This is a genomic window from Pseudomonas sp. UF-293 (assembly GCF_058245595.1).
This window is the reverse complement of sequence record NZ_JBSICA010000014.1, coordinates 108,451-134,925: the sequence shown is the minus strand read 5'-3', so window position 1 is coordinate 134,925 and position 26,475 is coordinate 108,451. Positions and strand designations below refer to the sequence as shown.

Here is a 26,475-nt window from a genome sequence, read left to right as displayed (position 1 = left end):
TCCCGAAGGCGGTGGGTCAGCTTGCACATTCATGACTGACAGGACGCCTTCGCGAGCAAGCCCGCTCCCACAGGGATGGCGGGTGTACCACCTGATCCTCGATCACCACAGAACCAATGTGGGAGGGGCTTGCTCCCGAAGGCGGTGGGTCAGCTTGCATATAATTGACTGACACACCGCTATCGCGAGCAGGCTCGCTCCCACAGGGATTTGTGCTGGGTGCTTAAGCGGGGTAGGTCGGATAGTCGATATAACCCTCGGCACCGCCGCCATACACCGTCGCCGGATTCAATTGGTTCAACGGCCAGTCATTGGCAATCCGCGCCGGCAGGTCCGGGTTGGCCATGAACGGTCGGCCAAACGCGACGAGATCCGCCAGCCCCGACTCAAGCAATTGCGCGCCGGTCTTGGCGTTGTAGCGCCCGGCATAAATGATCGCGCCGCTGAAGGTGTCGCGCACGGCCTGGCGGAAGGTCTGCGGCATCGCAGGCGCGTTGTCCCAGTCGGCTTCGGCGATCGACAGGTAGGCAATGCCCACTTCTTCAAGAATCCTGATCGCTGCAATGTAGGTGGTGTGCGGATCTTCCTCGACCAGGCCCAGATACGTCCGCGCTTCATCGGTGGTAGTGAACAACGGTGCGAAACGCACACCGACCTTGTCTTTGCCGATGCATTCGGCGACGCCGGCCACCACTTCGCGCAAAAAGCGCAAGCGATTGTCCAGTGAGCCGCCGTATTGGTCGGTGCGCAGGTTGCTGTGGGCGGAGATGAACTGGTTGACCAGATAACCGTTGGCGCAATGCAATTCGATACCGTCGAAACCCGCATCCATCGCGTTGCGCGCGGCCTGAATGTACAGCTGAATCAGTTCCTGTACTTCATCGGTGCTCAGCGCGCGCGGAGCGGACGGCGGCACCAGTTCACCTGCGCCGGGCGCGGTTTCGATGAACACGCTGACGCGGTCCGTGGCAACCGCCGAGGCCGACACCGGCGCATCGCCGTTGGGCTGCAACGCCGTGTGCGAGACCCGTCCGACATGCCAGAGCTGGGCGAAGATCACACCATCCGCCGCGTGCACCGCCTCGGTGACTTTGCGCCAACCGGCGATTTGCTCCGGCGTATGAATACCCGGCGTCCACGCATAACCCTGACCGCGCGGTTCGATCTGCGTGCCTTCGGTGACCAGCAAACCGGCACCGGCGCGCTGCTGGTAATACTCGGCCATCAACTCGTTGGCGACATTGCCCGGTTGCGTGCTGCGCTGGCGGGTGAGGGGCGGCAGGACGATGCGGTTTTTCAGGGTGTGGTTGCCCAATTTAGCGGGCGTGAAGAAAGCATTGTTCATGGAGTAAGCCTTGAATCTGATTAGACCAGTCGACTAGTGACTGGGTAAAAAAACAACGCCGGGCTGTACGCACACGGCGTTGATCGGGGTAGAGCGAGGGATTCAGCCGAGCATCTTCAACAGTTTGTCGGCAACGGCGGCGGAGCTGGCCGGGTTCTGGCCGGTGACCATTTGACCGTCAGCCACCACATGCACCTGCCAGTCGGCGACTTTCGAATAGCGCCCGCCCAGACGCTGGAATTCGTCTTCGATGAGGAACGGCACCACGTCAGTCAGGCCGACCGCCGCTTCTTCGGCATTGGTGAAGCCGGTGACGTCACGGCCCTTGACGATTGGCTGGCCGTCAGCGCGCACCACGTGACGCAACACACCCGGTGCGTGGCAGACAAAACCGTGAGGTTTGTTGGCGCGGTCGAAGGCTTCGATCAGCGCGATCGAGGCCTTGTCTTCGGCCAGATCCCACAGCGGGCCGTGGCCACCTGGGTAGAACACTGCGTCGAAATCTTCGGCCTTCACATCAGCCAGACGACCGGTGCTGGCCAACGCTTGTTGCGCCGCCGGATCAGCGCGGAAGCGATCGGTCTCGGCAGTCTGCGCGCTTGGCTCATCGCTTTTCGGATCGAGCGGAGGCTGGCCGCCGGCAGGCGATACCAGGGTGACATCGGCGCCGGCGTCCTTGAAAGCAAAGTAGGGCGCGGCGAACTCTTCCAGCCAGAAGCCGGTTTTCTTGCCGGTGTTGCCGAGTTGATCGTGGGAAGTCAGAACCATCAAGATTTTCATAGAGCACCCTTGGGTTGGTCAGGCATCGGCACAAGGCGAGGAATTCGCTCAGCGTCGGCACCGCATGAATTTGTGTCTCGGGGCGCAGCATAGGTTCCAATTAGACCAGTCGTCTAGTAGTTTTTTCAGAAAATGTTTTTGCTCGTCTGTTATGGCAAACTCCCGATCCTGAAAAGTATACGACTGGTCTATTGTCTGGAATTTTGCGCACCATGAAGCCGACCTTTGACGACACCCGCCAACACTTGCTCGACACCGGCCACCGGATGATGGCCGAGAAGGGCTTCACCAGCGTCGGCCTCAACGAGATCCTGCAGACCGCCGGCGTGCCCAAAGGCTCGTTCTATCACTACTTCAAATCCAAGGAGTTGTACGGCCAGGCGCTGCTCGAGGATTACTTCGTCGATTACCTCGCCGACATGGAGCGCCGCCTCACATTGCCTGGGCTGACTGCCTTCGAGCGTTTGATGGATTACTGGCAGGGCTGGCAGAACCGCTGCACCGTGGAAGGTCACGGTGATGAATGCCTGGTGGTGAAACTCAGCGCTGAAGTCGCCGACCTGTCCGAATCCATGCGCCTGACCCTGCGCGACGGCGCCGAACGCATCGTCGCGCGCATCACCGAATGCATCGAACAAGGCCAATATGACAAAAGCCTGCCCGAGGGCGATGCGCGGAAGTTGGCAGAGACGCTGTATCAGCTCTGGCTCGGCGCGAGTCTGCTGAACAAATTGCAGCGCACCGGGCAGTCGCTGGAAACATCCATGGCGATGACCCGACAGTTGTTGCGAGTCTGAGCCTCGCTGCAGGCCCCTGTGAGAGCGGGCCTGCTCGCGAAGGCGTCGGCACATTCAACATCTTCATCGCCTGACCGAATGCATTCGCGAGCAAGCCCGCTCCCACAGGTTTTCGCGGCGCGTGCCAAATCCCGGCAGCACGCGAAATCCAGTGTGGGAGCGGGCTTGCTCGCGAAGGCGGTGGCACATCCAACATTTCATCGCCTGACCGAATGCATTCGCGAGCAGGCTCGCTCCCACAGGTTTTCGCGGCGCGTGCCAAATCCCGGCAGCACGCGAAATCCAGTGTGGGAGCAGGATCGCTCCCACAAGTTCGCGGCGTATGCAAAATCCCGGCAACACACAAAGCCCGCTCTCACAGGGGACCAGCGTTGATTGTGGGATTGGGGATCAGCAGGCCAGTCAACCCTCAGGCAGTTGGGCAAACCACTGCGCATACGGCGTATTGCTCACCTTGTGCCGGTTGTAATCCGGGGTGCCATCCTCCCACCACACCGGCCCGCGCTCACCCAATGCGACTTTGGCCCGGTTCACACGCGCTCTCGCTGACCTCAATGCATCAGCATCCTCCGCGCGCTTGGCTTCTCTGACCGCACGCCGCGCCGCCATGAGCTCGGAAACCAGTGCCTCACGCTCGGCCGCGGGCAGCGCTGGATTGCTGCAACGCCACAGCTGTTGCTTGACCACAAAATAGCGGCCATCGGGGGTGGTGGGGTACATGGGCGATATCCTGCGTGATCCAGTCTCAGACCGGGTAGGACAACTCGCCGATGAGTTTATCCAGCGTAATCGGATAATCGCGCACCCGTACGCCACACGCGTTATGGATCGCGTTGGCGATGGCCGCCGCCGCGCCGCTGATACCCAGCTCGCCAACGCCTTTGGCTTTCAACGGTGTTGCATACGGGTCGACTTCATCGAGAAAGATTACTTCCTGATGGGGAATGTCGGCGTGCACCGGCACCTCGTATCCGGCCAGATCGTGATTGACGAAAAAGCCGATTCGATGATCCACCGCCAGCTCTTCCATCAATGCCGCACCAGCGCCCATGGTCATGCCGCCGATGATCTGGCTGCGCGCGGTTTTCGGGTTGAGGATGCGCCCGGCGGCGCACACGGCCAGTTGCCGACGCAGGCGAATTTCGCCGGTCGCCGCATTGACCGCGACCTCGGCGAAATGCGCGCCGAATGTCTGCTGGGCAAAACGCTCGGCCAGATCGCCGTATTCCATGCGGTCCTCGCCCGTCAGCTCGCCACTGGCTGCGGCCTGAGCCAAGGCAACCTGCTGCGAGCCTGTGCGAATTTGCCCGTCGACAAACTCGGCTTGCTGCGGGTCAATCCCGACGGCGCGAGCGGCGGCTTCACGCAGTTTCATGCACGCGGCATACACGCCGGCAGTGGAGGAGGCGGCGCCCCACTGGCCGCCGGAGCCCGACGATTCCGGAAACCGCGAATCACCCAAGTGCACCACGACGCGGTCCAGCGGCACGCCCATCATTTCGGCGGCGGTCTGGGCAATGATGGTGTAACTGCCGGTTCCGATGTCGGTCATGTCGGTTTCCACGGTGATGACGCCTTGACGATCGAGTCGCACCCGGGCCGCCGAAGCGGTCGTCGGTGCGCCGCGAATCGCCGAGGCCAGACCGATGCCGATCAGCCAACCGTCCTCACGACGCTGACCGGGTTGAGGGTTGCGCTGACGCCAGCCAAAGCGTTCGGCCCCAGTGTTCAGGCATTCCACCAACTGCCGTTTGGAGAACGGCCGCGCCGGTTGCTCCGGATCGACCTGCGAATCGTTGAGGATGCGCAGTTGCAGCGGATCCATCTGCAGCTTTTCGGCCAGTTCATCCATGGCGATTTCCAGCGCCATCATCCCCGGTGCCTCGCCCGGCGCGCGCATCGCCGAACCCTCGGCGAGATCGAGCACGGCCAGGTTCAAACGGGTCATGCGATTGGCCCCGGCGTAAAGCAATCGGGTTGACGCGGTAGCCGCTTCGGCGCGTCCGCCGCGCAGATTGCCTGACCAGCTCTCGTGGCCGATCGCTGTGATCACGCCGTCACGGTTGGCACCGATGCGCAGGCGCTGAAGCGTCGCCGGACGATGGGTAAGGTTGTTGAACATCAGCGGCCGCGGCAGCGCGACTTTCACCGGTCTCCCGGCATGTCGAGCGGCCAGGGATGCCAACACTGCGTCGCACAGAATCGTGCCCTTACCGCCGAAACCACCGCCGATATACGGCGAGATCAGGCGCACATCTTCCTTGGCGATGCCGAGGGTTGTCGCCAGATCGCGCACGCCCCAGTTGATCTGTTGGATCGATGTCCACAAGGTCAACTGTGTGCCACTCCAACGGGCGATGGTTGCGTGCGGTTCCATCATCGCGTGGGCCTGGTCAGGCGTGCTGTAGTGCTGATCGATTTGCACTGGCGCAGCGTTGAAGGCGCCTTCGAAGTCCCCGACGCTGGTCTGGGGCGGCGGGCCAAAACCGGCCGGTGGCGGTGGAGTGGCGGAGTCTTTCGCAGCCGCCAGATCGAATGAACCCGCTTCGGCCACGTAGCGGATGTCGAGCAAGCCGGCGGCCGCGCGCGCCTGTTCAAAGGTGTCCGCGACGACAATCGCCACGGCCTGATGATAGTGATCGACCTGCGGCCCGGCCAAGGCCCTGGCTACGTAAAACTCGCCTTTGGCCAATGCCCCGGCGTTTTCGTAAGTGACGATGGCGATTACCCCGGACGCTTCACGCGCTTGCGTCGAATCAATCGAGGCGATGCGGCCCTTGCCGATCCCGGCGCCGACGATATAGCCGTAAGCGGCATCGGGTGCAGCTGCGTGCTGTTCGTAGGCGTAGGGCGCGGTGCCGGTAGTTTTCAGCTTGCCGTCGATACGGTCGGCCGGTTGGCCGATGACGTTCAGCTGGTCGATCGGATTGGAGCCGGCCGGGGTGTCGAATTTCATCTGCGAATTCCTTTCAGACAGGCTGGCGGCGAACACGTAGCGCGGCGCAGCCATCGGTTGACGTCGGATCTCAACGAGCCTAGGCCATCGACGCGCCACTGATAATGCGCGGTTTCAGGATGGAGTGATGAATCGCGCTCACCAATCCTGACCAACATGACAAATAAGAATAAGTTTCAATTACTAATGCGCCGGTATACCATGCGCGGCGTTTTCAGTGGCGGTTTTGCCCTTCGTTCTGGCCTATTCGTAAAGGTTTTCACCTCATGCGTCGAACTCTGCTTTCCATTTGTGTGCTGCAGGCGTTGTCTTCTTCCTCGTGGGCTGAGTCAGCCGAACCGACTTCTTCAACGCTTGAGCTGGAAGCCACCGACGTGGTCGGCACAGCGGATTACGAAAGGGCAGACGGCCCGGTGCAAGGCTATCGCGCGACCCGTTCGGCCAGCGCCACGCGCACCGACACTTCGATCCATGAAACCCCGCAATCAATCAGCGTGGTGACCAAGGATGCCGTCGAAGACCTCGGCGCCACGCGTTTGCAGGATGCGCTGGATTACGCCGGTGGCGTCGGTCGGGCGAACAACTTCGGGGGGCAGGGCCTGACCACCTTCACCGTGCGCGGTTTCACCACGGGTGAGTTCTACCGCAACGGTTTCCCGATCAACCGTGGCTACCCGAACATGCCTGACGCCAACACCATCGAGCGTCTGGAAGTGCTGCGCGGTCCGGCGACCATGCTCTATGGCCGTGGCGATCCCGGCGGTACCTTCAACGTGGTGTCGAAACAGCCGTTACCCGAGCGCACCGTCACCCTGGGCAGCCAGTTGAATGACCAAGGCATGAAGCGCGGCACCCTCGACGCTTCGGGGCCGCTCGATGAAGAAGGGCGTCTGGCCTATCGCTTGAATGTGGTGGGCGAGGGTGGGGACACCTTCCGCGATCATGTCGAGACCGAGCGCTACGGCATCACGCCGGTGCTGACGTGGCAGGCCACCGACGCGACCAAGCTGATTTTCGAAGGCGATTTCATGCGCAACAACGCGCCGCTCGATCGTGGCGTGACGCGCTACCCGGCGCAGATCGGCACCGCCTCGCGCGAGACCTTCTTTGGCGAGAAGGACGTCGGCAAGCTGCACAACGACAACAACATGGCGCAACTGCGTTTCGAACACATGCTCAACGACGACTGGACTCTGGGCGGTGGTTTCCAGTGGCTCGACGGCTCGCTCAAGGGCGACGCGATCGAGGCCAACGGCATTGCCGCTGACGGCCGCACGCTGGGGCGCAACTTCAACTACCGCAAGCTGGAATGGACCGACAAGGACACCCAGCTCAACCTCACCGGGCATTTTGATACTGGCGGTCTGCAGCACACCTTGCTCACCGGCATCGAGTACGAAGATTACGATTACAAGTCGATCATCCAGCGCTCCAGCGGCGCGGTCAGTGCCTACCCGATCGACATCTTCAATCCGGTTTACGGCCAGCCACGCCCGGCGCTGACCCGCACGCCGACCCACGACAAAGAGAACCTCAAGACCTACGCGGCATTCGTGCAGGATCAGGTAGCCCTGACCGACAAACTGAAAGTGCTGGCCGGCGCACGTTTCGAGCGCTTCGAGCACGATTACGAAACCTACGTGCCCGGCGGCAAGAGCTGGCAGGCCAGCGACAACGCCGTCACCCCGCGTATCGGCGTCACCTACGACCTGACCGAAACCCTGGCTGTCTACGCCAACACCGCGCGCTCGTTCAAGCCCAACACCGGCGCCAGTCGCGAAGGCGGCGGCTTCGCCCCGGAGAAAGGCAAGTCCTACGAGATGGGCGTGAAGTGGGAGGCACTGGATCAGCAGTTGAGCGTCGACGCGGCGATCTACCAGATCGAAAAACGCAACGTGCTGACCACCGACCCGGTAGATTCGACCTTCAGCGTCGCTGCCGGTGAAGTGCGCAGCCGTGGTTTCGATGTCAACGTCACCGGCAATCTCACTCCGGAGTGGCGAGTAGTCGGCGGTTACGCTTACGTCGACGCCGAGGTGACCAAGGACAACACGCTGCGCTCCGGTACGCGCCTGCTGAACATTCCGAAGAACAGCTTCAGCCTGCTCAACATGTACGAGTTCCAGGACGGCACGCTCAAAGGCCTTGGCCTCGGCACTGGCCTGAAATACGTCGACGAGCGTGCCGGGCAGACCGCCAACACCGCGTTTTCCATGGGCAGTTACACCGTGGTCGACCTGCTGAGCTTCTACAAGGTCAACGATAAAGTGCGGCTCAACCTCGATGTGAAAAACATCTTCGACCGCGACTACGAAGAAGGCGCCTTCGGCAACGTTTACGCCTACCCGGGCGCGCCGCGAACCGTGCAGGTGGGGATTTCCTACACGCTGTAAATCGCCGCAGCGGTTGCCGCCGACTCATGGTGGCCTGAGAGTGGCATGTCGAAATCAGACATCGGCATGCCGCACTCAGGCTAGTTGGGCGGCGGTCGGGCCACGTAAGGTGAAGCATCATTTCGTCGGCAAAGCGTCTGCGTCGCTGCTTTCGCCTGATGTCAGCACCGGAAATGATGATCGCCCGACGCACAGTCAGTGGCCCAAACGTCGATCATGAGAACAATAAGAACCCATGACTAGCCTGAACCCCAAGGACCCCAACGGTCAGTTGGCGCAAGGTTTCAAACCGCGTCACGTCACCATGCTTTCCATTGCCGGCATCATCGGCGCAGGACTTTTCGTTGGCTCAGGCCACGCCATCGCCGCCGCAGGACCTGCGGTGCTGCTCGCTTACCTGTTCTCCGGTCTTTTGGTCGTGCTGGTGATGCGCATGCTTGGCGAAATGGCCGTGGCCCATCCCGACACCGGCTCGTTTTCCACTTACGCCGATCAAGCCATCGGCCGCTGGGCCGGGTTCACCATTGGCTGGCTCTACTGGTGGTTCTGGGTGCTGGTGATTCCGATCGAAGCGTTGGCCGCCGGGCATGTGCTCAATCAGTGGTTTCCCCAGGTCGATGCCTGGTTGTTCGCTTTGCTGTCGATCGTGCTGCTGGTGATCACCAATTTGTTCAGCGTGTCGAAATACGGCGAGTTCGAATTCTGGTTCGCCATGGCCAAGGTCATCGCGATCATCGGTTTCATCGGTCTGGGTTTTGCGGTGCTGATGGGCTGGATTCCCGAACGCGAAGCCAGTGGCTTGAGCACGCTGATGGCCGAGCACGGCGGCTTTGCGCCGAACGGTATGTCGGCGGTGGTCGGCGCGTTCATCACCATCATGTTCAGTTTCATCGGCACCGAAGCGGTGACCATTGCCGCTGCGGAGTCGAACAATCCGGCGCAGAACATCGCCAAGGCCACGCGCTCGGTGATCTGGCGCATCGGCATTTTCTACCTGCTGTCGATCTTCGTGGTGATTTCCGTAGTGCCGTGGAATGACCCGCAACTCGCCTCGGTCGGTTCCTACCAGCGCGCACTGGAACTGATGAACATCCCCAACGCCAAATTCCTCGTCGACGTGGTCGTATTGATCGCGGTGGCCAGTTGCATGAACTCGTCGATCTACATTTCTTCGCGCATGCTCTATTCGCTGGGCCGACGCGGCGACGCGCCGCCGGCATTGAAGGTGACTTCGGCGGCCGGAGTGCCACGCGCGGCGGTGATCGCCAGCACGGTGATTGGCGCGGGTGTGACCTTGCTCAGCTACTTCATGCCGGCCGGTTTGTTCCAGTTCCTGCTCGCCAGCTCCGGTGCGATTGCCTTGCTGGTGTATCTGGTGATCGCCATTTCGCAGTTGCGCATGCGCCGCCGACTGGAACGGGAAAAGGTCGAAATGACCTTGCGCATGTGGCTGTTCCCCTGGCTCACCTGGCTGGTCATCGCCTTCATCTGCGCCGCTTTGGCCGTGATGATGATCACCCCGGAACATCGCCTTGAAGTGACTTCGACCATTGGCCTGGCGTTGCTGATCTCGTTCGTAGGCCTGGTCACCAGCCGCCAGCACGGGCCGGCGGGCAGAATGGCGGCGGTGGGCAAAGCCTAAGCAAACAACGCCTTGAGCCCACGGAAAAACCAGCCGTTCGGGCTCGAAGGCAGAGGCTCACGTTGATTGAATGAGCCCGTCAACGCGCAGGTTTCACCGGCGAGTGAACCCATCAATTGCGGCAGCAAAAAACTGCGTTCGCATTCGCTGGCGGACAGTCCGGTTTTCTCTTGCGGCCAAACCACGCTGGTTTCGGCAAACGGCTTCATGGCACACCTCCTCATTATTCAAACGTCCAGCACCAGGGTTTCGCTGCCCTGCGCCGGAGCGGCGCAGCAGATCAGCACTTCGTCGTCCGCCAGGCGCATGGCCGGCGGGGTGAGGTAATGCACCTGGCCGCTGGTAAGGCGGGTTTTGCAGGTACCGCACGAACCGCCGCGACAGCTGAACTCCGGATTCAAGCCACGTGCCTCGGCCAGTTCCAGCAAGGTGCCGCTGCCCGGTTCCCAGCGCGCTTCCTTGCCGGACGTGGCAAACAACACCTTGACCGGCTCTTCCGCGACCGGCACTTGCGGCGGCGCCGGGGTGCTGATTTCGACATCGCGGATCAGCGTCGACGGGCCGAAGGTTTCGGCGTGGATGCGATCATCGGGAATGCGCATTTTGCGCAGGCCGTCGTACAGCGCCTGAGTGAAGCTGCCCGGACCGCACAGGTAGAAATCGTAGTCATCCAGCGGCAGCAGGCTTTTCAGCAAGGCGATGTCGATGCGCCCGGCGTGATCGTAAGTCTGCGCTGTAGCCTCCAGCGGCGGCTGACTGACCACGCGCAGCACCTTGACCTTGTCACCCGCGCGCGCAGCCAGGGCGTCGATTTCTTCGCGAAAGGCCAGATCCTCGACGGTGCGACTGCTTTGCACCACCCAGGTCGGGCGCATGCGGCTGATGCGTTTGCCCTGATAGACCACTTCGCGCAGCATCGACAGCAACGGCGTTACCCCAACCCCTGCGGCCAATAGCACCAGTGGCCGGCGTTCGGTGGCGTCGACGGTGAAGTCGCCTTGCGGCGCGCGGGCTTCGATCATGTCCAATGCCTGAATCCGATCATGCAAATGCGAAGACACCGAGCCATCGCGTTTGACGCTGATGCGCAAGAACTCGTCCGACGGCGCGCTGGACACGCTGTAGGTGCGGATCGACGCGGCATCCTGGCCATCGAGCAAGACCTTGATTGGCAAGTGCTGGCCCGGTTCAAAGCGCGGCAGGCCGAAGCCGTCGTTGGCTTGCAGGTAAAAAGAGCGGATCTGCGGACTCTCATCGACCACCCGCGTGACGTGCAGCGCGCGCCATTGATTACGCAGCGCTTCGGCCTGCAAACGTTCGCGGGTCTGTTCCCAGCTGCCGGTCATTTGCGAGTTGGGCGAATCGCCTTCCGGCTGCTCGGCCCAGCGCAATGGCAACGCGGCCTGACGGTAAACGATGCGCTGCGGCTTGAAACGCCACAGGCGCTCGGCGCCCTGGAACGCGGCGATTCGCGGATCGTCGAGCAGCACTTCTGCGCTGCCGGTCATCTGCAACAGATCGCCGCTTTCGAAATCGATAAAGGTCAGCCCGGCGCGCGGGTTGAGCAGAATGTTGCCCAAGGTGTTGAAGAACAGATTGCCGGAGAAATCCGGGATGGTCAGGGTGCCGTCCTCGTCCAGGTGCACGAAGCCGGATTTTCCACCGCGATGGGACACATCGACCTGGCGCTCGCCGTCGCGCACCACATAAGTGGCCACGTAGAACGAGTCGGCGGCGGTGATCATGTCGCGCACCAAGGGTTCGCTGACAGGCAAGTCGAGCGCGTTGTCGGTGGTCTCATCGACGAAGGCGTAATGGCGCAGATTGATGTAGCGCGGGCAGTTGCCGTAAGCCTGGGTCACGCTGATCTCGAGGCTGTCGGCATCGCGGCGGCTGATGTTGCCGTTCATGCGATTGCGCCGACGGGTGTGCAGCTCAATGCCGAGCATGCCGATCGCGTCGCCGGGTTGCAGGCCTTGATTGGCCGGGTCGTTGGGCTGCGCGTCGAGTTTGATCTTCAGCACCTGTGGCGACGGCGAATCCATGAACCCCGGTTGACCGGTACGCAGCGTCGCCCACGGATCGCCCTGGCCATCGACGGCGCCGAGCACGACGAAGGGCAGTTGCGCATAGAACTCGCGGTGCTGGTCCGGCATCCAGTCGCGGGCCAGTTGCCGCTGGCCGACACCGACCATCATCTCCACCGCGCCGACGGCACGTTGCAGGGTCAGCTCACCTTCATGCCAGGGCGAGGTCTGCGGTTTCGACGCTGTGTCCATTTCGATTCTCCTCGGGTGCAAACGGGCCGGTGAGCCGCCAGGGGCTGAAGCTCAAGTGGGCTCATGTTCGCCCTCGGCCGGTTGCGAGGGAATGGCCAGAAACTGCAATCCACTGTTTCACTCGGTGAAATGATCCCTACGCGCGCCTAAGGAGAAGGATGATTATTTCACTGGCTGAAATGCTCGATTGTATTTGTTGAGGATTCCGCGATTTGCGGCAGGGGAGCAGGATGAGCTCCATCGACACGATCAGCGGGTCGACCTCAAATAATCCAGGAGCACGTCATGTCTCAGTCAGCCGTCAAACTGTACCGCCATCCGTTGTCCGGCCACTCGCATCGCGTCGAGTTGATGTTGTCCCTGCTGGATGTGCCGACCGAACTGGTGTTCGTCGACCTGATGAAAGGCGCACACAAAACGCCTGAATTCCTCGCCCTCAACCGTTTCGGCCAGGTGCCGGTGATTGACGACAACGGCACGGTGCTCGCGGATTCCAACGGCATTCTTGTTTATCTGGCGAGCAAATACGGCAACGGCGAGTGGCTGCCGAGTGATCCCGTCGAGCAAGCCAAGGTGCAGCGCTGGTTATCGGTGGCTGCCGGACAGATCAGCTCGGGTCCGGCGACGGCGCGCTTGATCACGGTGTTCGGCGCGGGTTACGACGCGGCTGATGCGATCAAGCGTTCCCACGCTTTATTGCAAGTGATGGAAGACGAGTTGGCCAACAGCGCATTCCTCGCCGGCGACAAAGCAACCGTTGCCGATGTGGCCGCCTACACTTACGTCGCCCACGCACCGGAAGGCAACGTCTCGCTGGAGGATTACCCGAATGTGCGGGCATGGCTGGCACGGGTCGAGGCGCTGCCCAAGTTCGTCGGCATGCAGCGCACAGCGGTGGGCCTGCAAACAGCTTGATATCAGCACACGCCAAACCCCTGTGGGAGCGGGCTTGCCGGCGAAAGCGGTGGGTCATTCAGTATTAATGTTGACTGACCTGACGCCTTCGCGAGCAAGCCCGCTCCCACAGGTTTGGCGTTAGCAGTGCTATCCATGCATAGGAAGACAATGTCTGGCTGGAGGAATATTCGAATGTGCGGGCGTACTGGCGGGAGCTGAAGCATTGCCCCAATTCAACTGTGTACACCAACCCCTGTGGGAGCGGGCTTGCTCGCGAAAGCGGTGGGTCATTCAGCATGGTTGTTGACTGACAGAAAGCCTTCGCGAGCAGGCTCGCTCCCACATTGACTCACTGTGTTTTCGAGGTTTTTTACAGGTTGCCGTCTATGGATCGTTTTCAGGAAATGCGCATGTTCCTGGCTGTGGCCGAGGAGGGTGGCTTTGCGGCTGCGGCTCGGCGTTTGAACACTTCGCCCCCCAGCGTCACCCGCGCCATCGCTGCGCTGGAGCAACGCATCGGCACGCGTCTGTTGTCGCGCACCACGCGCAGCCTGCATCTGACCGAAGCCGGGCATCGTTACCTAGATGATTGTCGGCGGATACTCTGTGATGTCGACGAAGCCGAAGAGGCCGCCGCCGGCAGTTATCGAGTGCCGTGCGGGCATTTGAGCGTGACCGCGTCGGTGTTGTTTGGCGAGTTGTTCATCGCGCCGTTGCTGGCGCAATACGTGGACGCGTTTCCTTCGGTGCATCTGAAGGCTTTGCTGGTTGATCGCGTGGTGAACATGGCGGAAGAGGGTATCGATGTCGCCGTGCGCATCGGCCATCTGCACGAGAACAATCAGCATGCGATCAAGGTTGGCGAGGTCCGCCAGGTGATCTGCGGCACCCCCGATTACTTCGCCCGGTATGGCCGGCCGCAACATCCGAACGACTTGAGCCGCGCCAATATCGTCATGTCGTCCGCCAGTCATTTGCTCAGCGATTGGCAATTCGCCCATGCCGATGGCCCGTTGAGTTTTCGCTTCGAGCCGCGTCTGGTGGTCACCGCCAATCAGGCTGCGATCAATATCGCCAGTTCCGGTTGGGGCATTACCCGCGTGCTGTCTTATCAGGTCGCCAGCCAGGTTGCCGCCGGCGAACTGGAATTGGTGCTGGAGGCCTTTGAGCCGCCGGCGTTACCGGTGCAACTGGTCTATCTGAAACATCCGCGCGTACCGGCGAAGGTGCGCACGTTTGTGGATTTTCTCAGCGAGCGGCTGCAACACCACCCAGCGCTGAAAGCCGTGAACAGGGTTCACGGCTAACACTTCAAGGTTCAACTCAGCGATGAATCATTTCCCGGCCGCGGCGGTTTCGATCAGGCTGGCGACGGCTTTCGGGTTGGACACCATCACCACGTGCGAAGCGCCTTTGACCACGACGGTCTGCTTGGAGTGCGCGCGCTCGGCCATGAACGCCAGGGCTTGCGCCGGGATGTTCTTGTCCTGATCGCCGTAGACGAAGTACGACGGCACGGTTTTCCATGCAGGCTCGGTGGCGGCTTCGTTGAGCGCGGCGACGGTCACCGGGCGTTGCGTGGCGGCCATCAGCTTCGCATCCGCCGGGGAAACATCGGCTGCGAACTGATCGTGGAATTTATCCTGCTGGATGTACAAATCCTTGCCACCATCGGCCAGCTCAACCGGGGCCGACAGGGTCGGGCCGAGGGTGCTGCCGGGGAAACGCCCGGACAGCTCAGCTGCGGTTTCACCCTTTTCCGGCGCAAAAGCCGCGACGTACACCAGCGCTTTGACATTGGCATTGCCGTAAGCGGCTTCACTGATCACCGGGCCACCGTAAGAATGGCCGACCAGCACCACCGGGGTTTTCACGCTGGCCAATACATCCGCTACCGATTGCGCATCACCCTTGACCGAGCGCAGCGGGTTGGCGGCGGCGATCACCGGATAGCCATCCTTCTCGAGAATCTTGACCACGCCGTTCCAACTGCTCGAATCGGCGAACGCACCGTGCACCAGCACCACGGTAGGTTTAACCGGCGCGGCGAAGGCGGCAGTGGCACCGAACATGGCGGCGGTGAGGGCGAGGGTAGCGAAGACTTTGTTCATGGTGATGTCCTGTCGATTGATTAAGGTAGGAATGGAAGCGACAGGGGTATTTAGCGCGCTAAATGTGTCAGTTCTGTGTGCGCACGGCCGAACTTCGCATGCGTGTGTATCTGTGTTGGCAAAAGCTACACGCTGATACAAAGCGATCCATCCGGTCAGATCGCGCGGCGGATCTTGCCTGGGGCCTCGCCGTAGGTTTCCTTGAATTTCTTGCTGAATGCAGCTTGCGACTGGTAGCCGACCTGCACGGCAATGTCGTTAAGGCCCAGATGCGAATGGCTGAGCAGACTGAACGCCAGCTCCATGCGCAACTGGGTCAGCATGACCCACGGCGACACGCCAGCGACCCGAGCGAAGGTGCGCATGAACGTCGCGCGGGACATGTTCGCGGTATCGGCCATGGCTTCGATGGTCCACTCGTGCGCCGGGTCGGCCAAGATTGCCTGACAGGTGCGGCCGAGGCGCTGGTTGCCGAGCAGCGCCAAGGTGCTTTTGGCTTGATCGGCACGGCCCAGGTGCGCACGCAGGATCAAGGTGAACAAGGCTTGGGACAGTGAATCGAGGAGAAAGCGCGCGCCCGGCTGTTCGCTGTCGGCTTCGCTGCGCAACAGCGCAATCAGGGCGGTCAGCGGCGCATCAATCGGCAAGCCATCGTTGGCAATCAGCAGGTAGTCGGGGAGCGCGGCGAACAGCATCGACGCGCGGTTGTAATGAAAGCCACCACAGAGCATGTCCAGATCGGCGCTCGCCCCACCCAGCCGATAAATCGGCAACACCCCGCCGGGAATCAGCGTTGGCGACATCGGCGCTACGTTCTTGCCGGCACTGTGCAGCACATGCGGCGTACCCCGTGGCAACAGCAGAATATCGCCGGCGCGCATCGCCAGGCGTTGCCCGCTGGCCAGCTCAACTCGGCATTCACCTTTGAGCACGACGTGATAGGGCGCCTTGCCCAAGGCTTCCTGTTGATGATCGCGCGCCCAGTCGCCTTGAAACTGGCAACGCAGATCAAGACTGCCGCGCACGTTGGCCAGGCTGATGAGCTTATCGAGCGAGTTCATTGGCACCCATTACGATGGAAATCCGCAAAGTTGAGACGATTGAGCAAGACGTTGAGCATGACCGACAAAAGCGCGATTCGATAGCACCGCAGACTGACTCCACTTTCATTGATCTGGAGAAGTCGCATGTTCACCTCAATCAACGCCGGACTACAACAGCTCGGCAAACTCGATCGCCTCGGCATCCCGCTGATGCGCGTGGCCATCGCCATCGTCTTTCTGTGGATCGGCGCGTTGAAATTCGTCCCGTACGAAGCCGACAGCATCACGCCCTTCGTCGCCAACAGCCCGGTGATGTCGTTCTTCTACGAACACCCGCAGGACTACAAGGCGCACCTGACCCATGAGGGCGAGCTGAACGCCGACAAGCGCGCCTGGCAGACCGCGAACAACACTTACGGCTTTTCCACCGGGCTTGGCGTGGTGGAAATCCTCATCGGTCTGCTGGTCCTGTCCAACCGGCTTTCCCGCCGCACCGGCCTGCTCGGTGGCGCGCTGGCGTTCGCTACGCCGCTGGTGACCCTGAGCTTTCTGATCACCACACCTGAAGCCTGGGTCGCTGCGCTGGGCGATGGTCAGCACGGTTTTCCCTATCTGTCCGGCGCCGGACGCCTGGTGCTCAAAGACGTCCTGATGCTTGCCGGAGCGCTGCCGGTGATGGCCGATTCCGCGCGCCAATTGCTGACTGAACGTCAGGCCTGAATTCCTCATCCTTTATAGAGAGATCACACCATGAAAACGCTTTTTGCTTTGACCCTGGCCATCCTCGCCGGCAACGTGTTCGCTGCCACCGAACCTGCACAGACCGGCGTGCCACTGGATATCGCCAAAACCATCAGCATCACCGACACCAGCGCCGCCTGCGGAATTGTTCCGGTGGAGGTCGTCTATGAAGACAGCCACGGCCAGCGGCATGTCGCCACTTACAGCGTTTTAGGCGATGGCTGCGGTGGCGATTAGTTCAGGTTTGGCCCATCACTGCAGCGGACTCGAATTTCTCAGTCCGCTGCAGCGTTTCCGGAACACCGATCAACAGCAGCAGAAACGCTGCTCCTGCAATTGCGGCAAGGGTCAGAAATGCCGCGCTGTAACCGGCGGCCTCGACGACAAAACCGGCCAGCCCGTTGCTCAGTGCCGCGCCCAGACCAAACGCTGTCGTCAGTGCACCGAGGCTGACATTGAAATGCCCGGAGCCGAGAGTCAGATCCTTGACCATCACCGGGAACAGCGCCCCGAACAGCCCGGCGCCGACGCCGTCGAGCAACTGCACGGCGACCAGCCAATACGGATCATCCGAGAAGGTGTAGAGCAACCCGCGCAGCGGCAGGATCAGAAAACCCGCCAGCAACAACGGTTTGCGCCCCCAGACATCGGCTTTCGCACCGGCCAGCAGGGCCATTGGCACCATCACCAGTTGCGCGGCGACGATACACGCCGAGGTCAGCGGCGTGGCCATGTGCAAGTTGGCTTGCGCGAGTTTCTGGCTCACCAACGGCAGCATCGCCGCGTTGGCCAAGTGGAATAGCGCGCAGCACAGGGCAAACATCAGTAACGGGCGATTGCTCAGCAGCACCTTGAACCCGGACGGCTGATGACTTTGATCGCCAGGCTGGAGGCCGCGCGCGACGTCATGATCAATCGCCTCGGCCGAGACGAACAGCACGGCAATCACGCTGGCCAGCGCCATGACCGCCATCAGATAAAACACCGCCACCGGACCGAACAGATACGCAAACAAACCGGCCAATAACGCTGCGCAGGCGTTGCCGGCGTGGTTGAACGTCTCGTTGCGACCGGTGCGCCGGGTGAATGCTCGCGGGCCGGTGATGCCCAGCGTGATTGCAGAAATGGCCGGGGCAAAAATAGACGCTGCCGCCGCGCTCAAGGCTTGGGTCAACGCCACCAGACTGAATGACGAAATGAAGGGCAGCAGCAGACAACTCGCCGTCACCAACAATGCGGCGATGATGATCAGCGCCCGTTTCGCCCGACTGTTGTCAACCAGTGCACCGGCAGGTGTCTGCGTGACCAGCGCGGCAATACCGGCGAGGGTCATGACCACGCCGATACTGGCCGGGTCCCAGTGGTGTACGGCGAGCAAGTAAATGGCGAGGTACGGCCCCAGGCCGTCGCGGACATCGGCGAGAAAGAAATTCAGACTGTCCAGCGAACGGTTGTTGCGGCGATCGAGATGGCTGATCACGGGGGGCAGTCTCTTGAAAGTGAGGTCTGCGAAAATGCATCAACCTCGGCAATGCTAATGACCGAAGCGGCAGGGAATTAGTTGCAGGGCTGCGGAGCAGTTGCTGCTCCGCAGATATTCATGCATCAGGCGTTTGCAGTATCTCGATCCATAAGGCGCCTTTGCCGGAGGCCGCTTCACCGACACGCTTCAGCGCGCCATCCTTGCTCACCGCGTAAGTACCGACCTTGGCGCTTTTCTCTCCGGTCACCAGCAGCCAGTGGCCATCTGGGGAGAAGGCGATATTTCGCGGTTGCTGTTCTTGCACCGGGTAGTTATCGAGAAACTTGAGTGCTCCTGTTGCCGGATCCACGGCAAATGCCGAAACGCTGCTGCTGGTGCGCTCACTCATCAGCAGCAGTTTTCCGTCCGGCGACATGCGCAGGTCAGCCGCCCAGATGCGCGGGGTCGGGTCGTCTTTTAGATCGTTGTTGCGCGCATCACGGACTTCGCCGTGAGCCAGTTGCAAACGTTCGGGAATGCCATTGGCTTCAGCAAGTTGCGCCAACGCGCCGTTAGTGTCGTCGATTGAAAAGGCAGTCACGGTGCCGCTCATTTCACCGACCACGTAAAGGAATTTGCCGTTCGGCGAGAACGCCAGATGCCGAGGCCCGGTTTTCTCCGGGACGCTGACCGAGCCGCTGCCGATCGGGCTGAGCTCACCAGTGTTGGCATCGAGGCGGTATTGCAGAACCCTGTCGGTGCCCAGGTTGCCAGCGTAGGCAAAGCGATTGCTCGGCTCGGTGCGAATCGAATGCGCGTGCAGGCCTGTCTTGTAGCGAACCATATCGGCGGAAGGTTGGTAATCCTTGCTGATCTTCTGGACGCTGAGAGTATCGGCGCCGTAGGACGCTGCGAGCAGGTAGCGTCCTTTTCGGTCGGTCGACAGGTAGGCCATGCTTTCTGCGAGAGGAGCCTGAGTAAATCGCGTCAGGTGACCGCTTTTGGGATCGATCCGATAACCCACGACCTGGAAGGGCTTGACCCGCAAGGCTGCAAACAGCACTTTGCCGTCCGGGGTGAGCGCCATGGGATTGACTTGGTCACCGGCCTGGACCTGTTCGATGAGGGTGAGTGCGCCGTTGTTCTGATCGAGACGGTATTGCGAGATCAGACCGTCGCCGGGGCTTGAGATGTAAGCGTAAGTAGCGGCGTTAGCCGTCACGCTCAACGTGGAGGCGAGCGCAGCGAACAAGAGGGTTCTTTTCATCATTTCCAGCCTTATTGTTGTTGTGATCAGTCATCCTATGAGTGATTTACTGGGGCATCAATGGCTTTTTGGTAAGCCTGCAAAGTCGCCATGCTTATTTGATAGGCGCGTAATAGATGATTTTGATCAGCAGAAATGATCGGAGAAGGTAGTCGTGATTGAGCTTTGACACATTTTTACATACTCTCCCATTAGCGTTGTTGTACGACATCCTACCTAATGTGCGCAGTGCAACAACTCTCACAAAAACAATAACGGAGATACCCCTATGACGAGCATGGCTCCACTCGATCATCAGGCCGCTGCGAAACCGCAAAACCTGTTCCTGCGAACGCTGAAACTGCTCGGCCCCGGCATTATCGCCGTCCTGTCGTGGCTCGGTGCGGGCGATCTCATCACGTCTTCAGTGGCCGGTGCGAACTACGGCTACGCCATGATGTGGGTGCTGGCCGTCTCGTTGTTGCTCAGATACCTGATCGTCAACATCATTGCCCGTTTCCAGTTGTGCAATAACCAGGGCATGACCATTCTGCAGGGCTATGCCCAGCTCAACCCGGTGTTCGCCTGGTTCATGCTGGTTTATGCCTTGTTGATGGGGCACTTGATGAACGCCTACATGATCAAGGGGGCAGGGGAGTCGCTGGCGATGCTGTTCAAGATCGATCAGCCATTGCTGTGCTCGGTGGCGGTGGTGTTGGCGGTCTGGATGCTGGTCGGGCGCAACATCTACACGATGATCGAGGGTGTGATGAAGCTGCTGCTGGCGATCATGACGCTGGCGTTCATCGCCCTGGCGGTGATGTCCGGTCCGGATGTCAGCGGCATCATCAAAGGCACCATCGGCTTCAGCATTCCGCCGGACGAAGGCGTGCATGGCGCGTTGCTGGTCGCGGTTTCGGTGATCGGCGCGGTTGCCGGTTCGATTGCCAACTTCGTGCATCCCTATGTCATGCGCCAGAAAGGCTGGACCGGGCCGCAGCACAAGCGCATTCAACGTAACGATCTGCTGTTTGCGGTGTTCGTCGGGATCATCATCAACCTGGCGATCTGGATTGTTGGCGCGGAAATTCTGCGTCCCAATGGCATCGAGGTGAAAACCTTGGGCGATCTGGGCAAGGCGCTGGAAATCTTCTTCGGCCCGATCGGCTGGTACGTGTTCTTCATCGGTGTGTTCGCGACGCTGTTCGCCAGTATTTCAGGCAAGACCACGGCGTTTCCGATGCTGATCACCGATGCCTTCCAGCATGTTCGCCCTGAGCGTCGCGAGAAGTACGGCAAAGAGTTCCATCATGACCCGATGCACAAGTGGTTCATGCTGTTCATCCTGGTCACGCCGCTAATCTGGTCGATGCCGGGCATGCCGGATTTCGTCACCCTGACCATTGGCGTCAGCGCGTTGAACATCATTGGTTTGCCGGTGATTTCTCTGGGCTTGCTGATCATGTCCAACCAGAAGTCGCTGCTGGACAAGCAGTACCGCAACAACCTGTTCGAAAACATCGCGCTGTTGTTTGCTACAGGTCTGGCGCTGTGGGTAGCCTTCCAGCTGGGTGTTGATTTGTTTACCTGATGACGAGCAGTCGAGGGGGCAAGCGCCCCCTCGAATCGCCGCTTACAACCGCACATCCATTTCGATGCGGCGCCAGGCCGCTTCGGAAAAGCTGTACACCGAAAAGGCGATCAGCCCCAACGCCATCAGCATCAACAGCACGCCGCCTGCCGGCAGATTCTGCAAAGCATCCAGCGCTTCCTTCATGCCGGGTGGATTGGTCGCTTGGTAAACCGAGCCGCTGACTGCCATCAACACTGCAATCTCGATAAACACCACGCCTCGGGCGATCAAGCCAAAGCGCGACACCGGGCGCACGTAGCGCATCACTTCGTCATCCGCTTCGAAGTATTTCTCGAACGTGGCCTTCCAGCCTTTGATGATGTGGGCGATACCGACGCCGAGCGGGATCAGCGCGATCAGGTAAATCAACAGGTTCGAGTGCTCGAACGACAGCAGCTGCGCGAGCAGATCCTTGGTCTTGCCGTCGCCGGAACCGCCCGAACTCCTGAGGCCACTCACCAACAGGCCCAAGGCAAAGAAGGCCAGCGCCGCGTTAACCAGACCGCCAGCAAGCAAACCTGCGCGAATGACCAGGCCCTTGAACTTGGTGCCGTGGTGGTCGACATCGCGGATCGCTTGCAGCGCACGCCAGGCGGCGAAAGCCAGCAGGCCGGCGACCACAACACCGATCAGCACGTAGCCGAATGGCTGGCTGAGCAATGCTTCAAGGCTTTTGTGGCTGTCTTTCGGTTTGGTGGAGTCGTGCGCTGCCAATAGCGCGAAGATGCCGATGATCAGATACAGAACGCCGCGCGCGGCGTATCCGCCTCGGGCAAGCAGGACAAGCGTGTGTTGAGTGGACATGGGGGTTACTTCCAGGGAATCGATGTGAAGCAGACCCGTGGACGGGGCAGGGGTTCGATAAATGCGTCGCCGGTGGGCGACGCGCGCTTTATCAGCCTGCCATTCAGCGCTCGCCTCGCTTCGGCGTCATAACGGCGTGGTCAGCGAAAACGGAATGCGCAGCTCTTCGACCGGCCCGGAATCCCGGCCGCACATTTCATCGTGCACGCATTGCTGCACCAGCACGCAGGGAAACGCCGGCACGGTCTGCAGCAAGTCGCGCAGGTGAGTGATCGAGCGCAGGTGCATTGGCTTGGCCGCGTCATCGAGCAAGGTGAACTGGCCCTGATCCACGCGAATTCTCGCCAGATAAAAACCACCTTCAAGTGACAGCAGCTCCAGTTCGCGAACTTCACTGTTGGCCGCACGCTCGGTGAGGGTTTGCAGATTCATGCTTCACTCCTTGCCTACCAGGGCAGGCGTTCTCCATCGTAGGCGAAGAAATGGCCGCTATCGGCCGGCGTCAGCGTGTCAATCAGACTCAGTAATTGCGCAGCGGCAATGTCTGCCGGGCGGGCGCTTGAGGCTCCGCGAAAAGGTTGCGACAACGGCGACACCACCGTGCCCGGGTGCAGGCTGAGCAAGCGGCTCTGCGGCCGAGTGCGCGAAAGCTCGATCGCGGCGGTCTTGATCAGCATGTTCAGCGCAGCCTTGGAGGCGCGATAGGCGTACCAGCCGCCCAAACGGTTGTCGCCGATGCTGCCGACTTTTGCCGAAAGCATCGCCATCGCGCCTTGAGGCGCGAGCAATGGCAGAAAGTCGCGCAGCAGCAATGCCGGCCCCAGCGTGTTGACCTGGAACACGGCCTGCAGCGACTCGGCGTTGATCGCGCTGTAGCTTTTTTCCGGTTTGATTTGGTTGCGATGGAGGAGGCCGGCTGCGTGAATGATCAGGTGATAGGGCGCTTCGCCTGCCAGTTCAGCGGCGGCGCTGGCGATCGTTTCGGGTTGCTCGAGGTCGAGCTTCGGCACAGATTTGCGCCCCAGCGCACGGACGCTGGCGCAGCGTGGATCCTGGTTCAGATGTTGGCAAAACGCCGTGCCGAGGGCGCCACTGGCGCCGATCACCAAGGCGCGATATCCGTCGCCGAAGGAGGCCAGGGTCAACCCGCTGCTCATGGAGTGGCACCAGCGCTCTGACGACGGAAAAACACCGTCACCTGGCCGACTTCGAAACCCCACTTGGACATACGGGTGCGGTTGATCAACGTGTCTTCGTCAACCAGGTACATCCAGTCGTCCATGCTCATCTCGTAGGTCGAGTCGTCGACTGGCAGGTTCAGGCGATAACGCCAGTGGAAAGTGTTTCCAGCAATCTGGCCCTGCGCAACGCCGACCACATCATGCGCTCGACCACTCCACTGACCATTGCCCCCGGGAGTGAGGGTCCAGACTCGGCGTTCACGGGTGCCGTCGCTGTAGAGGAAGCGCTCGTCGAGGATCAGGTTTTCACCTTCACGACGGCTGGCGATATCGACCTCAAACCGCTTGACCACTTCGCCGTTGCGCTTCTGAAACATCCCCCAGGCTTTGACGGGCTGACTGAAAAACTGCTCCAGACTCAATGCCGGTTGCTGATCCGCATAACGAGCAACATCGACACTGCCGCAGCTTGCAATGCTGAGCGCCAGTCCTAACAGCAGCAGAAATCGGGTCATCTTCCTTCTCCTTAAGCTTGTACAGTTAACAGGCTGTGTATAGGCCTAACGCCGGCCGATGAGCTGGAGAAATTCCTGCCGCGTTGTCGCGCTGTCGCGAAAGGCACCGAGCATGACAGAGGAGGTCATGATCGAATTCTGCTTCGCGACACCGCGCATCATCATGCACATGTGCCGCGCCTCAATGACCACCGCGACACCGGCGGCACCGGTGATCTGCTGGATGGCTTGAGCAATCTGCTGAGTGAGGTTTTCCTGAATCTGCAGGCGCCGCGCGAACATGTCGACCACTCGCGCCACCTTCGACAGCCCCAGCACCCGGCCAGTAGGGATGTACGCCACATGCGCCTTGCCGATAAACGGCAGCATATGGTGCTCGCATAGCGAATAAAGCTCGATGTCGCTGACAATCACCATCTCATCGCTCTGCGACTCGAAGAGGGCGCCATTGGTGACGTCTTCCAGGCTCATCGCGTAACCGTTGCACAGGTATTGCATCGCCTTGGCGGCACGCTGGGGCGTATCCAGCAGCCCCTCACGCTCAGGATTTTCACCGACGCCAACGAGGATTTCACGGTAATGGCTGGCTAATAGTGGGCTCATTCGGGTTACTCGTGGCGGTGCGGGTTAGGGACACTGCAGGGTGAAAGGTTGTACGCGCACTGGTTGGCTGTATAGGTTTTATTGAAGATAGGCTGAAAAGGATCAACTGACAATTAATCGGTGAATTTTTTGTGCGGGTTTGGGATTTCAGGCAGGACAAACCTGGAATAGGTTTGTTGCGTGGCTTGCTTGGGGCCGATGTGCTACTTGATGACTGCCTTGTTGAAAAGCCATGGGCGCTCAACAGAGGTGACAGGTCTGAGTTGAATTCACGCTCCTTCAGTTTTTGACCTCTTCAAAAATACCGCTTGGAATACGCGATAACGAGAGGCCCGATTCTTGGGCATTGGCTCGCCAAAGAGTTTGACCCAGAGGAACTGACATTATTTTTCACGGCAAAAGACTTTGCTGGCATTTGCCATGGCTGGACCTTGTTTGACGAGTGGCCATTCACGGTTAGCTGCCTGAGAGGCAGCTTCTGGCCGGAATCCGCCGCTCACGAATGACCGCTAACGGCTAAAAGCGGTCATCCTCCACCGTTAGGTGTCGACCCATTGCGGCCATTCACAGGAGCCACCAGAATCAGAGGACTGTTGGTGGTGAGGTGACGCATAGTGAGGATTGAAGTATCAGAAGAAGCCGACTGGAAGCTTTTCGAGGACGTGGCCCGGGTTATTGAGCAAGGGCTGGGCGGTTGCTGGAAAGAGAGGCTCGATGGCCTGGACCAGCGCTATTGGGATCTGTTGGTGGGTGAACACACGCTTACCCTACACCTTGAACACTATTTAGGCATTTCAGTGGTCATTCCCGATAGCGCAGATGACATCGCTCGAAGAGTATGTGCGTTGCTTAAGCAGCCTCCTTGCGGGTAAGCCCGCTCTAACAAAGATCCCAACTGATTTAGAAGGCAGCTGTGAGTCGATTTCTGCCTGTAGCTACCGTCAGCTTCTGGCCGATAGCTACCGATCCCGGTTGGCAGCTATCGTTCAATTGCTGCCTTTCACCCATTTGTATTTGACTAGCCTGAATAAAATCGCTGCTCAAGGTTTTCTTTTGCATTGCTCTTCGGGCGCACCATATCCCCAAGTGATGATGGCTTCGGCCTTATGTTCCCAAAGCGATTCATTACGTCCGACGTACTTGATGCCAACGCCATTGGGTTGCTGGTACATCAGCGATGCGCTGTCGCCACGCTCGGCTATTAATGTCGGCGGATCAGTTTCGAAGAACATGACGGTCACCTCGTTCGCAGGGTTGCCGTTGCATTCGTAAAAGACAGGCCCAGTGCCAGAGATCAGTCGGTACCGTGCTTGTAACTCAGCGATGCGGTTATGGTATTCCATGCGCAAGCATGCACCGACGTCATTACTCTTCCAGCAATCGTCTCGGCCCTTAATCCACCCCCGCTGCTCTGTTTTGAGCATTGGAGGATGCTCGTTGCCGGCCTTGATACTCGCACTGGCATACACTGCCGAGAGTTTGCGATCAAGGGCAGATAATTCCTTGTCTTCACATATTAATGCTTCGATACCGCCAGGCTCCGCCTTTGAGCAATCGTAAGATGGACCAAGTGACGAATTGATAGCCGACGATGTTCCCGTGCGCACCCCATTCGACTGTATCGCATCGATTTGCTGTTCAATGTAATTGCACCACTGCTCGGAGCTTCGCTCAGGGACATCTGACCCATCTTGAACCCCCAACTTTGTCTCGATGACTGACTTCCATTCGTCAGAACCTAAATCCGGTCCGTGCCCTTGCATGTCAGCCGTATGCAAAACCTTATCGACCGATTGATACCACGTGTTTGAACATTGGGATTGCGCATTGGCAACGCCTGTGACGCCAATCAGTAGTAAGACCAAATATTTGCGCATGTGCAGTTTCCTTGAATTTACGCAGTCGCCAACCACTCATCTTAGTCGTTTTCACCCGCGCGATCGGTGAGTCATAGTCGATTGCAGCACCTGATGAGCCTCATCAATCGGCCATAAATAGATGGAGGGAGATTTGTTGCCTCAACGACTGGCAGAGCTCGACCAATTTC

At 60.0% G+C, this 26,475-nt stretch carries 25 protein-coding genes; 9 read left to right on the top strand and 16 right to left on the bottom strand.

Features of this window, described 5'->3' with window-relative positions; translation table 11 throughout:
* Positions 1 to 223: 223 nt before the first annotated feature.
* The gene (locus AC4IHP_RS16750; protein WP_490832228.1) at positions 224 to 1,345 is read right to left on the bottom strand and encodes an alkene reductase; all 1,122 of its coding nucleotides are present in this window, start codon (positions 1,343 to 1,345) and stop codon (positions 224 to 226) included.
* A gap of 102 nt (positions 1,346 to 1,447) precedes the next feature.
* On the bottom strand, positions 1,448 to 2,125 hold the full coding sequence (locus AC4IHP_RS16745) for a type 1 glutamine amidotransferase domain-containing protein (RefSeq protein ID WP_490832227.1): 678 nt from the start codon (positions 2,123 to 2,125) through the stop codon (positions 1,448 to 1,450).
* A 212-nt stretch (positions 2,126 to 2,337) separates the two neighbouring features.
* On the opposite strand from AC4IHP_RS16745, the gene AC4IHP_RS16740 reads away from it, so the two are divergent.
* The gene (locus AC4IHP_RS16740; RefSeq protein WP_460119156.1) at positions 2,338 to 2,922 is read left to right on the top strand and encodes a TetR family transcriptional repressor CurR; all 585 of its coding nucleotides are present in this window, start codon (positions 2,338 to 2,340) and stop codon (positions 2,920 to 2,922) included.
* Positions 2,923 to 3,324: 402 nt separating this feature from the next.
* On the opposite strand, the gene AC4IHP_RS16735 is transcribed toward AC4IHP_RS16740, so the two are convergent.
* Both AC4IHP_RS16735 and paoC read right to left on the bottom strand, forming a co-directional pair.
* Positions 3,325 to 3,642: a hypothetical protein gene (locus AC4IHP_RS16735; RefSeq protein ID WP_490832226.1), complete on the bottom strand. Its 318-nt coding sequence runs from the start codon at positions 3,640 to 3,642 to the stop codon at positions 3,325 to 3,327.
* A gap of 25 nt (positions 3,643 to 3,667) precedes the next feature.
* Positions 3,668 to 5,878, bottom strand: a complete 2,211-nt coding sequence (gene paoC, locus AC4IHP_RS16730) for an aldehyde oxidoreductase molybdenum-binding subunit PaoC (protein ID WP_490832225.1) — start codon at positions 5,876 to 5,878, stop codon at positions 3,668 to 3,670.
* A 266-nt stretch (positions 5,879 to 6,144) separates the two neighbouring features.
* Between paoC and AC4IHP_RS16725 the strand changes: the two genes are divergently transcribed.
* Positions 6,145 to 8,271, top strand: a complete 2,127-nt coding sequence (locus AC4IHP_RS16725) for a TonB-dependent siderophore receptor (RefSeq protein WP_490832224.1) — start codon at positions 6,145 to 6,147, stop codon at positions 8,269 to 8,271.
* Between the two features lie 235 nt (positions 8,272 to 8,506).
* A complete protein-coding gene (gene gabP / locus AC4IHP_RS16720; RefSeq protein ID WP_490832223.1) occupies positions 8,507 to 9,913 on the top strand; it encodes a GABA permease in 1,407 nt (468 codons plus the stop codon).
* On the opposite strand, the gene AC4IHP_RS16715 is transcribed toward gabP, so the two are convergent.
* Positions 9,910 to 10,122: a hypothetical protein gene (locus tag AC4IHP_RS16715; protein WP_490832222.1), complete on the bottom strand. Its 213-nt coding sequence runs from the start codon at positions 10,120 to 10,122 to the stop codon at positions 9,910 to 9,912. The genes gabP and AC4IHP_RS16715 overlap by 4 nt on opposite strands.
* An 18-nt stretch (positions 10,123 to 10,140) precedes the next feature.
* Complete coding sequence (locus tag AC4IHP_RS16710) at positions 10,141 to 12,192, bottom strand: 2Fe-2S iron-sulfur cluster-binding protein (protein ID WP_490832221.1); 2,052 nt, start codon at positions 12,190 to 12,192, stop codon at positions 10,141 to 10,143.
* 285 nt (positions 12,193 to 12,477) lie between these two features.
* Between AC4IHP_RS16710 and AC4IHP_RS16705 the strand changes: the two genes are divergently transcribed.
* Positions 12,478 to 13,107, top strand: coding sequence for a glutathione S-transferase family protein (locus AC4IHP_RS16705; protein ID WP_490832220.1), 630 nt, complete (start codon positions 12,478 to 12,480; stop codon positions 13,105 to 13,107).
* Positions 13,108 to 13,475: 368 nt separating this feature from the next.
* On the top strand, positions 13,476 to 14,396 hold the full coding sequence (locus AC4IHP_RS16700) for a LysR family transcriptional regulator (protein ID WP_490832219.1): 921 nt from the start codon (positions 13,476 to 13,478) through the stop codon (positions 14,394 to 14,396).
* A gap of 27 nt (positions 14,397 to 14,423) precedes the next feature.
* Here the strand turns inward: AC4IHP_RS16700 and AC4IHP_RS16695 are convergent, their stop codons facing one another.
* Both AC4IHP_RS16695 and AC4IHP_RS16690 read right to left on the bottom strand, forming a co-directional pair.
* Positions 14,424 to 15,200 carry an alpha/beta fold hydrolase gene (locus AC4IHP_RS16695; protein ID WP_490832218.1) on the bottom strand — a complete coding sequence of 259 codons (777 nt, stop codon included), beginning with the start codon at positions 15,198 to 15,200 and terminating at the stop codon, positions 14,424 to 14,426.
* 155 nt (positions 15,201 to 15,355) lie between these two features.
* Positions 15,356 to 16,261, bottom strand: a complete 906-nt coding sequence (locus AC4IHP_RS16690; RefSeq protein WP_490832217.1) for an AraC family transcriptional regulator — start codon at positions 16,259 to 16,261, stop codon at positions 15,356 to 15,358.
* A 126-nt stretch (positions 16,262 to 16,387) separates the two neighbouring features.
* Between AC4IHP_RS16690 and rclC the strand changes: the two genes are divergently transcribed.
* Together rclC and AC4IHP_RS16680 are read left to right on the top strand one after the other, a co-directional pair.
* On the top strand, positions 16,388 to 16,963 hold the full coding sequence (gene rclC / locus AC4IHP_RS16685) for a reactive chlorine resistance membrane protein RclC (protein ID WP_460119178.1): 576 nt from the start codon (positions 16,388 to 16,390) through the stop codon (positions 16,961 to 16,963).
* 30 nt (positions 16,964 to 16,993) lie between these two features.
* Positions 16,994 to 17,221: a DUF2790 domain-containing protein gene (locus AC4IHP_RS16680; RefSeq protein ID WP_041480333.1), complete on the top strand. Its 228-nt coding sequence runs from the start codon at positions 16,994 to 16,996 to the stop codon at positions 17,219 to 17,221.
* A 1-nt stretch (position 17,222) separates the two neighbouring features.
* Here AC4IHP_RS16680 and AC4IHP_RS16675 read toward each other — a convergent pair whose 3' ends face one another.
* Together AC4IHP_RS16675 and AC4IHP_RS16670 are read right to left on the bottom strand one after the other, a co-directional pair.
* Entirely contained in the window at positions 17,223 to 18,464 is a 1,242-nt protein-coding gene (locus AC4IHP_RS16675; protein WP_490832216.1) for an MFS transporter, read from the bottom strand.
* A 118-nt stretch (positions 18,465 to 18,582) separates the two neighbouring features.
* On the bottom strand, positions 18,583 to 19,716 hold the full coding sequence (locus tag AC4IHP_RS16670) for a lactonase family protein (RefSeq protein ID WP_490832215.1): 1,134 nt from the start codon (positions 19,714 to 19,716) through the stop codon (positions 18,583 to 18,585).
* Between the two features lie 274 nt (positions 19,717 to 19,990).
* Here AC4IHP_RS16670 and AC4IHP_RS16665 point away from each other — a divergent pair, with 274 nt between their 5' ends.
* Complete coding sequence (locus AC4IHP_RS16665; protein WP_370695140.1) at positions 19,991 to 21,283, top strand: Nramp family divalent metal transporter; 1,293 nt, start codon at positions 19,991 to 19,993, stop codon at positions 21,281 to 21,283.
* A gap of 42 nt (positions 21,284 to 21,325) precedes the next feature.
* On the opposite strand, the gene AC4IHP_RS16660 is transcribed toward AC4IHP_RS16665, so the two are convergent.
* The 5 genes from AC4IHP_RS16660 to folE form a co-directional block, all read right to left on the bottom strand.
* Positions 21,326 to 22,129, bottom strand: coding sequence for a DUF1206 domain-containing protein (locus AC4IHP_RS16660; protein ID WP_460119186.1), 804 nt, complete (start codon positions 22,127 to 22,129; stop codon positions 21,326 to 21,328).
* A gap of 126 nt (positions 22,130 to 22,255) precedes the next feature.
* Positions 22,256 to 22,561, bottom strand: coding sequence for a DUF6482 family protein (locus AC4IHP_RS16655; protein ID WP_016774774.1), 306 nt, complete (start codon positions 22,559 to 22,561; stop codon positions 22,256 to 22,258).
* 14 nt (positions 22,562 to 22,575) lie between these two features.
* Positions 22,576 to 23,286 carry an SDR family oxidoreductase gene (locus AC4IHP_RS16650; RefSeq protein ID WP_490832214.1) on the bottom strand — a complete coding sequence of 237 codons (711 nt, stop codon included), beginning with the start codon at positions 23,284 to 23,286 and terminating at the stop codon, positions 22,576 to 22,578.
* Entirely contained in the window at positions 23,283 to 23,825 is a 543-nt protein-coding gene (locus tag AC4IHP_RS16645; protein ID WP_460119190.1) for a DUF3833 domain-containing protein, read from the bottom strand. Before AC4IHP_RS16645 ends, AC4IHP_RS16650 begins: the two co-directional genes overlap by 4 nt.
* A gap of 45 nt (positions 23,826 to 23,870) precedes the next feature.
* Complete coding sequence (folE, locus tag AC4IHP_RS16640; protein WP_460119192.1) at positions 23,871 to 24,428, bottom strand: GTP cyclohydrolase I FolE; 558 nt, start codon at positions 24,426 to 24,428, stop codon at positions 23,871 to 23,873.
* Positions 24,429 to 25,042: 614 nt separating this feature from the next.
* Here folE and AC4IHP_RS16635 point away from each other — a divergent pair.
* Complete coding sequence (locus AC4IHP_RS16635; protein ID WP_460119194.1) at positions 25,043 to 25,300, top strand: DUF3630 family protein; 258 nt, start codon at positions 25,043 to 25,045, stop codon at positions 25,298 to 25,300.
* 168 nt (positions 25,301 to 25,468) lie between these two features.
* Here the strand turns inward: AC4IHP_RS16635 and AC4IHP_RS16630 are convergent, their stop codons facing one another.
* A complete protein-coding gene (locus AC4IHP_RS16630) occupies positions 25,469 to 26,305 on the bottom strand; it encodes an MliC family protein (RefSeq protein ID WP_490832213.1) in 837 nt (278 codons plus the stop codon).
* Between the last annotated feature and the right edge of the window lie 170 nt (positions 26,306 to 26,475).